The sequence below is a fragment of the Mycolicibacterium sp. lyk4-40-TYG-92 genome, from assembly GCF_030209435.1.
Lineage (GTDB): Bacteria > Actinomycetota > Actinomycetes > Mycobacteriales > Mycobacteriaceae > Mycobacterium.
In genome coordinates this window covers 97,744-106,491 of record NZ_JARVRX010000012.1, presented here as the reverse complement: position 1 = coordinate 106,491, position 8,748 = coordinate 97,744, and the positions used below count along the sequence as shown (strand labels likewise).

The 8,748-nt window shown below is 64.9% G+C and carries 7 protein-coding genes; 2 read left to right on the top strand and 5 right to left on the bottom strand.

Annotated features, from left to right (window positions below):
• The coding region (locus QRN63_RS18745; RefSeq protein ID WP_285032209.1) for a DUF222 domain-containing protein at positions 1–896 on the bottom strand (896 nt) is incomplete at its 3' end.
• 118 nt (positions 897–1,014) lie between these two features.
• Positions 1,015–1,857, bottom strand: coding sequence for a carboxymuconolactone decarboxylase family protein (locus tag QRN63_RS18740; protein ID WP_285032212.1), 843 nt, complete (start codon positions 1,855–1,857; stop codon positions 1,015–1,017).
• Between the two features lie 14 nt (positions 1,858–1,871).
• Here QRN63_RS18740 and QRN63_RS18735 point away from each other — a divergent pair, with 14 nt between their 5' ends.
• On the top strand, positions 1,872–2,897 hold the full coding sequence (locus QRN63_RS18735) for a threonine aldolase family protein (RefSeq protein WP_285032208.1): 1,026 nt from the start codon (positions 1,872–1,874) through the stop codon (positions 2,895–2,897).
• 78 nt (positions 2,898–2,975) lie between these two features.
• Here the strand turns inward: QRN63_RS18735 and QRN63_RS29745 are convergent, their stop codons facing one another.
• Positions 2,976–3,275, bottom strand: coding sequence for a hypothetical protein (locus QRN63_RS29745; RefSeq protein WP_502888160.1), 300 nt, complete (start codon positions 3,273–3,275; stop codon positions 2,976–2,978).
• A 584-nt stretch (positions 3,276–3,859) separates the two neighbouring features.
• Here QRN63_RS29745 and QRN63_RS18725 point away from each other — a divergent pair.
• Positions 3,860–5,122 (top strand): eCIS core domain-containing protein, encoded by a 1,263-nt coding sequence (locus tag QRN63_RS18725; protein WP_285032207.1) that lies wholly within the window; start codon positions 3,860–3,862, stop codon positions 5,120–5,122.
• Positions 5,123–5,796: 674 nt separating this feature from the next.
• Here QRN63_RS18725 and QRN63_RS18720 read toward each other — a convergent pair.
• Positions 5,797–7,197: a metallopeptidase TldD-related protein gene (locus QRN63_RS18720; protein WP_285032206.1), complete on the bottom strand. Its 1,401-nt coding sequence runs from the start codon at positions 7,195–7,197 to the stop codon at positions 5,797–5,799.
• Positions 7,197–8,714, bottom strand: coding sequence for a TldD/PmbA family protein (locus QRN63_RS18715; protein WP_285032205.1), 1,518 nt, complete (start codon positions 8,712–8,714; stop codon positions 7,197–7,199). The genes QRN63_RS18720 and QRN63_RS18715 overlap by 1 nt, the downstream gene beginning before the upstream one ends.
• Between the last annotated feature and the right edge of the window lie 34 nt (positions 8,715–8,748).

The following is an 8,748-nucleotide window of genomic DNA, read 5'->3' as shown; positions in this document are numbered from 1 at the left end:
GTGCAGGTGCCGAGAACCGCGACCGGGAAGCCGTTGTGCACCCCGCAGGTCCCAGCGGCCAGCATCATCCGGCCCACGAATTTGAAGGCGTCGTACTGCCGCTGGGCCACAGTTCTTGTGTCGTTGTCGATCTGTTCCTGTGTCGGCGTCCCGGAGCAGCAGGGGTGTGGGTCGGCGGGGTTGCACATGCCGGGGGCGGCGTACTTCTCGAACAACACTTCCCAGTAGGCCCGGCCTTCCGGATCCAGCTCGGCAGTGACGTCGGTGCGCCCGTCGGGTCGCTGCTTGCCCATGACGAATGAGCGTTTCGGGTCGGGCTCATCGTCGTTGGGTTCGGGCCCGTCCTGATCCAGCCGATACAACAAATCCGCTGCGACTTTGCGGAGGTCCTCGGGCGTCTTGACCCTCGCGTCGGCCACCAGATCAGCCTCGCACTGGGCCATGGTGACCGGATCGGCCGCCCACAGCGGCACCTTGATGAAGAAGTTGGTGATCACCGCGACGTGCTCGCCATTGATCGCACCCTCAGCCAGCGCGGCGGCCACCAACTCCCACACCGGACCCAACGCCTCGCCCGTGATCACCGACCGCGGGCCCAAATTATCCGTGTCGCGGACCCGGCGGCGGGCCTCCTCCCGGCTGATCCGCAACCGCACATGCAACACCTCAGGCCAGTCCTTGGCCCCGATCTCCTTAGCCGTGGCCTGGGTTTGTGCCGCGGCCAGGATCTGGTGATCGACCGCCTCGCCCGCACACCTCAACGTTTCGCGGCGCGACTGCAACGCCAACAGGACGTTGATGGATAGACCGCTGTAGTCCAGGGACGCGAGCCGAGCCTGCGCAGCCTCGTAGGCGGCGTACGCCTCCTCGATATCGGCCGGATCGGTCAATCCCATATTCGAACAATAGTTCGAACCACCGACAATTCGCTGTGACGAATGTGGCCCTAGCTACCCACAGTGACCAGCGAAATCAAAGTGACCAAAGTTTTTTCAGACGCCCGCGGGAGAACCGCTACGAGAACACCGGCTGCCCGTCCGCTCCGAGCAGATAGCGCTCGGTGCCCTCGCTGACCCGCGGCGCATCGCCGCCCAGCGCGACGGCGATCTTGTTGATCCCGTTCCGCATCACGTCCAGCGTGATCTCGGTGGCCTCGGCGTCGGAGAAGTGCGCTCGCACTCCCGCGGAGACGTCGGCCGGTATCCGCGACGGCGTCCACACCAGCGCGTCGACATAGCGGAGCGCCGCCTTCTGCCGCTCGTTGAGCAGCTCCGACGATTCGTACAGCTCGATCTCCGAATACAGCGACTCATTGCCGCCGGCATCGAGCGCCGTGCCCTCGCGCAGCGACTTGCACAGCCGGCAGTTGTGCGCGGCCGCGCCGCGCAGGCGCACGACTTCGGTCATCACCGGGTCCAACTCGCGTCGCGCCCCGACCGAGCTGGCGAACCGGTTCAGCAGCAGATCCACCGGATCAGTGGCATGGTCCCAGCCGTCGGGAGCCGCGACCGGGGGCAGACCCAACGCCGCGAATCCCGCCTGGACGCGCGGCACGAAGTCGGCAATGAACATCAGCGCTACGATGCGAAAACTATTGGCGCCCAGCGCCGCAGTGAGCTGCCCTCGCTGGGCCTCAGAGATCACCGAGACATCGGTGCTGAACTGCTCGGCGAAGTCAGCGACCAGCGGTTCGGCGTCGGACACGGGACCAAACACCGCTTCGTAGGGCAACGGCGCAAGGCCCAAGGTCTCGGCGGACGTCTGCCGCATCACCGCATTGAGCCGCCGATCAGCCGGCGGCGACAACGCGATCAGGGCAGTCAGTTGATCCTCCACACTTCGGATTATTGCCGCGATGAGACCATCGACGCATGGCTTCGACCGTCTCGGCCGCATTCGCCTCCGACAACGCTGCTGGTGCACACCCTCGCGTCATCGACGCCATCGTCAGGGCCAACCACGACAGCGTGAGCTCGTACGGCACCGACCCCAGCACCGAACGTGCAGCTCACAAGCTCAGAGCGGCCTTCGAGGCCCCCGACGCCGACGTGCTGTTCGCCCTGACTGGCACGGCCGCCAACATCATCGCGCTGGCTTCGGCGGTGCGGCCCTGGCAGGAAATTCTGTGCAGCGATATCGCGCACTCATTGCTCGACGAAGCCGGCGGGCCCGTGCGGCTCTCCGGCGCGCAACTGACTCCCCTACCCAGCGACGACGGCCTGATCGCGCCATGTGAACTGGATCGGCACATCGCCCGGCGCGGCGAGGTGCACCACTCCCAGCCGCGCATCGTCACCATCACCCAGTCCACCGAAAACGGGCGCGTCTGGTCGCCCGCCGCGCTGACGGAGTTCATCGACTACGCCCACCGGCACGACCTGCTGGTGCACGTTGACGGCGCGCGCGTCGCCAATGCCATTGCCGCGCTGGGCATCAGCCCAAAGGACGCCATCGGAGACGCAGACATCGTCACCGTCGGCGGCACCAAGAACGGTATGTTGTTCGGCGACGCGATACTGGTCCGCCGGCCCGAACATTTCCTTGGAATTCGCTTCCTACAGAAGCAGATCGGTCACCTCGCCAGCAAGCACCGCTTCATCTCGGCGCAATTCGAAGCCATGCTGCACGACGATCTCTGGTTGCAGACCGCCGCCCACGCCAACGGGATGGCTGCCGCCCTGAGCGCCGGGATGGTGGCGGCGGGATTGCAACTGGCCGCACCGACCGAGGCCAACGAGGTGTTCATCATCCTCGACGCCACGACCACCGCGCGCGTGCGAGAACAGTTCGCGGTCCACGCACCCGACCCGATGCGACCAGTCGTCCGGTTCGTCTGCTCCTGGGCCACCACCGACGAAGACGTCGCCACGGCGCTGAAAGTTATTGCGCCTGACTGACCGACGACATGTGCGTAGGTCCCACCATCTTGATCAGCGCCCGGTTTTCGATCGAACGTCTGTGTTCATAGATCGTGATCACCGGGCGAGAACCTGCATGTCCGGTGCCAGCAGACCAGCCAGCCGAGGCCATGGGACCGTGACCACAGGCAGACCGCGGGCGAATTGATAATCCGCGAAATGGATTTCGAGTCCCGCCACGGTCGGAGTCCAGTTGTGGAAGTTCTTCTCGACGGGTGCGTTGCTTGGCTCATCGCCCATCGGTCGCCCGCACACCCGGAATGCATCGAAGAGCACATCGCTGGTCAGTCCGGTGCCGTGGATGCGTATGGTGCCCTCCCCAGGCAGAATCGTTGCTGAGAACAACGCCCACTGCATCGCCGAACAACAGTTGGCCCCCGCGGGTATGACCCGGCGAACCTACTACCCGTGGGGGCGTTGAAAATAGCGGGCGGCATTCTGCGGGCGGTAGCCGGCCATCTCGTTCCAACGCACGAGTGCGGCGTCCGAGATTCGCTCCGTGGCCGGATCGGACTGGCAGATCGTGCGACGATACGATGGCAGCAGGCGCTCCATGGGATGAATGAGCGGCCTGTGCATAGTGCCGAGTGGATCGGCGTCGACGGCGTATTCCCGGAATGTAAGCCCTTGTTTCGTTGCCTTTGTCATCATCCAACGCCCCCGTCGACGATTCAGCCTTCCGCACATAGCGACGACCAACCGACCGACAGTGCAATGGCGACGATCAATCTCACAGTGCAGCCCCTGACTGCAATTCGCACAATCGTGAACCTGCCCGACACCGTGGTGAATCCGTGGACTACGCGGTCTTCGGCAGATGGAAACACGATCTACTTTGCCGCCACTCCGGCAGTGGCGGGCGTCGCCGTGACCGGAGCCCGCAGCGGGACATTTGGCTCTTCTCGGCAAAGTTCCATGTAGCCGGGAGTATTTTGGAGCCCATGGTCGGCACGTTCGCACCGCGGTCTTCCAAACCCGCCTCGTCCACCACGTCTCGCTCCGCTCCGAAAGAAGCGGGGCGGCACTCGAGTGCCGTCGCCGAAGTTCGCACGGCCCCAGCTTCAGTTCACCGCGCCCTCGCCTCGCCCGGCTTCACTATCGCCGTGCCAGGCGTCGTGGGGACTGCCACCAAGGATTCCGCATTCGCCCGGTTGCGGCCTTCACAAGTGCCGGCCGTCCCTGTCCCGAGCACGCTCATCGTCGGCCGGATCGATGCCAGCGAGGAACGCGTGGCCCTGTCTGAAACGACAAAGCCGACGTCGGTCGCCACAGGACTAGCTCCAAGCCATGTACGGGTCCACACCGGTCCGGTCGCTGAACGGTCTGCAGAGCTGTTGGGCGCCCGGGCCTATGCCTTGCCCGGGCACATTGTCTTCGGACGCGGTCAATACGATCCCAGCAGCGCTGTCGGTTCGCGGCTCTTGGCTCACGAAATGCATCACGCCACCGCTGAGCCGCTCGGCGGCAACGTCATTCGGCGAGCCACGGTCCACACCGACAAGGACCTGTTTGGGAAGATGCAGGAGTTCCGGAAGAAGAACGATCATCTGACCACCGAACAGCAGAACCTGATCTTCTGGTCGATCAAACACGCCACGGGCTCGGATGAAGTGGCATACGAATTCTTTGACTACTACTCGGGGTGGACTGGGCACAAGATTCTCGTCGCGGATGCGACAAAGGAGAAGCAGCTCCGGGACGCCGACCGTTATGCCGATACCAAGCCGAGCGATGACACCTACATCCGGCCCGATGTCCTCAGCTTCCCCGAGAGCCAGCTCGGACCGTTACTACTGCACGAGTTCAGTCACACGGGCCAGTCCGGAAACTGGATGGGGACAGGCGATTTCCAGGAGGGCATGTCCTACGGCGTCGAGTATCACTACGCCGAAAGCATGGGCAACACCGCCCGGATGACGCAAATCGAGGGCATCATGTCCAGCGCTGCCGCTCGCTTTGGCGCCAACCAGGGGGACGCGGCAAAACAGCTCTTTCGAACCACCTACGTGATGCTCAACGAGCTAGACAATCTCACCAAGACCGGATCGTCGTCGCTTCCACCGCTCAAGGGGAAGAGCAAAGACGACGGCCGGCTGATCGCGGCCAATTTCATGGCGAACTACTCCAGTATGTCGTCGGACGCCCAAGCTGTGTGGGACTACACCAAGGCGCACCTGGCGTCGTTCAAATACCCCTCGGTGTAGTGGCATGGTCTGGGCCACTCGGGTCGTGTTCCGCCAGCGATTCGGGGATCGGGGTGCGACTTGACCTATTTGGTGGGCCGATTGCGGTTCATCCCCTCACCCGAACCGCGAACACGACAGCACTCAAATACGACGGACACGGAAACATATCCGCCACACCATCCGCAGCCGAACGCCCCCAAAAGGTCGCCGCACCCTGCCTACTTCGCACGAATTCAGTGTCAAATGTACTGTGCCCTCACCGAATTGACCACAAATTCGGCGTAGCGGCCTACTCACGCAGCGTCACCACGCACACGCCACATCGTGGTTAAGCCCTCGGCGCAGTCGAGTTAGAGTCAGCGGCCTCTTGCATTTCAGTTGGTGGATCCGCCAACTTCGTCCAAGTTGGCACCCAATCGACCGCGGAGCCCGAGAAGCCCCCTCCATCGCCCCACCGTCGAGTGGGTGCGCTCACAACGTCTTCACGACCTGCTGCGCACGAGGCTCGCGTTGGGCCGACTCTGTTGGCATATGGTCAACCGCTTTGTCGCGCTGCTCGGAGCGCGATGTCGGCCTCGAGTCTCTGCCCCACTGCTATCGCATAGCGGGGCCGCATCAAACTGCGCCGCGTAGTTGACTCACGCGGCGAGCACAAACAACCAGCGGCGACGACGTCGCCGGCGGGCCGAAAGTTATTGCGCCTGACTGACCGACGACATGTGGAAGTCGGGAATCCGCAGTGACGGCATCTGTGCCCGCGTGGCCCAGTCGCCCCATTCCCGCGGCAGCGTGGTCTCGCTGACACCGGCCTCGGTGGCGCGCCGCAGCAGATCCAGCGGACTCTCGTTGAACCGGAAGTTGTTGACCGCGGCCGTCACTTCCCCATCCTTGATGAGGTAGACACCGTCGCGCGTCAGGCCGGTCAGCAACAGCACCGTCGGATCGACCTCGCGCATGTACCACAGCGTGGTCAGCAGCAGGCCGCGCTCGGTGCCGGCGATCATGTCGGACAGACTCACCGAGCCGCCGGTCATCAGCAGGTTGTCGGCGGGCACGGCTACGGGTGCATCGAATTCCGCTGCGGCAGAACGCGGATACGCCAGGGCATTCACGGCGCCGTCACGAATCCAGTCGACACGGCCGATGTCCAGTCCGTTGTCGAACACCGAGATGCGCTCCGACGAACTCGACGTCGCCACGAACGGCAGGCAATTCAGCCCCGGCGCAAAAGGATCCGAGTACAGCGTCAGCCCGAGGTCGGTGAGCTTCTCCCCCACCCGGGTGCCGCCCGGCGCCGACAGCGCGGTGCGGCCCTCCTGCGCGCCGCGGCCGTCCATGCTCCAGCCGAGGTAGATCATCATGTCCGCCACGGTCGACGGTGGCATCAGCGTCTCGTACCGGCCGGCAGGCAGCTCGACGGTCCGGGAGGCCCAGCCGAGACGCAGGCACAGGTCGTCGAGCATGGAATCGACTGGGACATCGGCGAAATCAGCGGTGCTGACGCCGGCCCAGGCGCTGGCGCCATCCCGTTTGGCGTTGATCTCCATGGAACCGGTGGGTTGAGTGAACCGCCGCCGGATGCCGCCGGACGTGGCGAGGTAGGTGGTGTCGAGTTCGTGCCGCGCGAATCCGTACAGTGCGTCGCTGCGGTGGAAGCCGTCGACCAGACGCGCAGCCACATTGCCGAACACCGAGGCACCCGTCAGCGGTGACGGCGCCTCCCAATCGTCCGAAACCGCGAGCCCGGTCAGCGCCGGCGCGCTATCCCGCGCCTCAGGCGCCGCCTGAGCGGCATCCTGCGACGCCGCCACCAGACCGGCGATGGTCTCGGGATCGACCTCGCTGGACTTCACCGTGCCGACGCGGGCCTTGTCCCCTTGGCGGACAATCGAAATGACGGTGGTCTCGCGGCTCACCGACTCGCCGTTGGTGGTCATGGTGTTGCGGGCCCAGCGCAATGACGCGGTGGACCTGTCGGTCACCAGGACGATGGTCTCGTCGGCCCGCCCCCGGCGGCCGGCTTCGGCCAGCACCACGTCGACAACTTGCGGTGCGCTGAGGCGAGCGAAGCGACGGGGAGTAGGACTGATCATCAACGCCCCGATTCAGTTCGTGTGTTGAGCACATTGATTCCGCGGAACAGCGCGGACGGACAGCCGTGGCTGACGGCAGCCACCTGGCCAGGCTGGGCCTTTCCGCAGTTGAATGCGCCGCCGAGCCGCCAGGTCGACTCTCCGCCAACGGCTTCCATCGATCCCCAGAAGTCGGTGGTGGTGGCCTGGTAGGCGACATCGCGCACCTGGCCGTCGAGTTTGCCGTCGCGGATCTTGAAGAACCGCTGTCCGGTGAACTGGAAGTTGTACCGCTGCATATCGATTGACCACGACTTGTCGCCGACGATGTAGATGCCGTTCTCGACCCGGCTGATCAGATCGTCGGTGCTCAGATCGTCGGTACCGGGTTGCAGCGAGACATTGGCCATCCGCTGGATCGGCACATGATGTGGTGAATCCGCATACGAGCAGCCGTTGGAACGGCTGACCCCGAGCTTCGGCGCGAACACCCGGTCCAGTTGGTACCCGACGAAGACGCCGTCACGCACCAGGTCCCAGCTCTGCGCGCGGACGCCTTCGTCGTCGAATCCGATGGTGGCCAAACCGTGTTCGACGGTGCGGTCGGCGGTGACGTTCATGATCGGTGACCCGTACTGCATGGTGCCCAGCTTGTCCGGGGTGGCGAACGACGTACCGGCGTAGGCCGCTTCGTAGCCGATGGCCCGGTCGTATTCGGTGGCGTGGCCGATGGATTCGTGGATGGTGAGCCACAGGTTGGTCGGGTCGATCACCAAGTCGGTGGGACCGGCCGTCACGCTGGGCGCCTTGACCTTCTCGGCCAGCAGCGTCGGCAGCTCCGCCAATTCGGTTGTCCAGTCCCAGACCTCGTCACCGGCGACGGCCTCCCAGCCGCGGGCGGTCGGCGGCGCCAGCGTCCGCATCGTTTCGAAGGCACCAGCTGCGGCATCGACGGCGACGGCCTCGAGCGTCGGCTGCACCCGTACCCGCTGTTGGGTTATCGACGAACCGAACGCGTCGGCGTAGAACACCTGCTCCTTGACGGCCTGCAGACCCGCCGACACGTGGTCCACCCCGTCGGCGGCGAGCAACCGGCCCGTGTACTCGCCCAGCAGCGCGATCTTGTCGGCAGCAGCGATCTCGAACGGGTCGACACGGTACGGCGACACCCATGACACGTCGGCGTAGACGGGCTCGTGAGCCAGTTCGATGCGCTCGGCGTTCAGCGGCGCCAGTGCCACCGCGACCTGCACGGCCCGCCGGGCGGTTTCGGCCGCGACCTCGGGGTTCAGCTCGGCGTGCGAGGCGAAACCCCAGGTGCCGTCCACGATCACCCGTACCGCCAGCCCGATCTCCCGGGTGACCACCGAGGATTCCAGCTCGCCGTCGCGTAGCTGGATGTGTTCGGTGGTGATCCGGTGTATCCGGAGGTCGGCGTAGCTCGCACCGGCAGCCAGCGCGGCCGACACCGCGGCATCGGCCAGCAAATGGCGCGGCAAGGCCAGGAAGTCGGCGTCAACCCGTCGCAGCGCAGTCACGGCTACACCGTAGTAGCACCACACGCTTTAATGA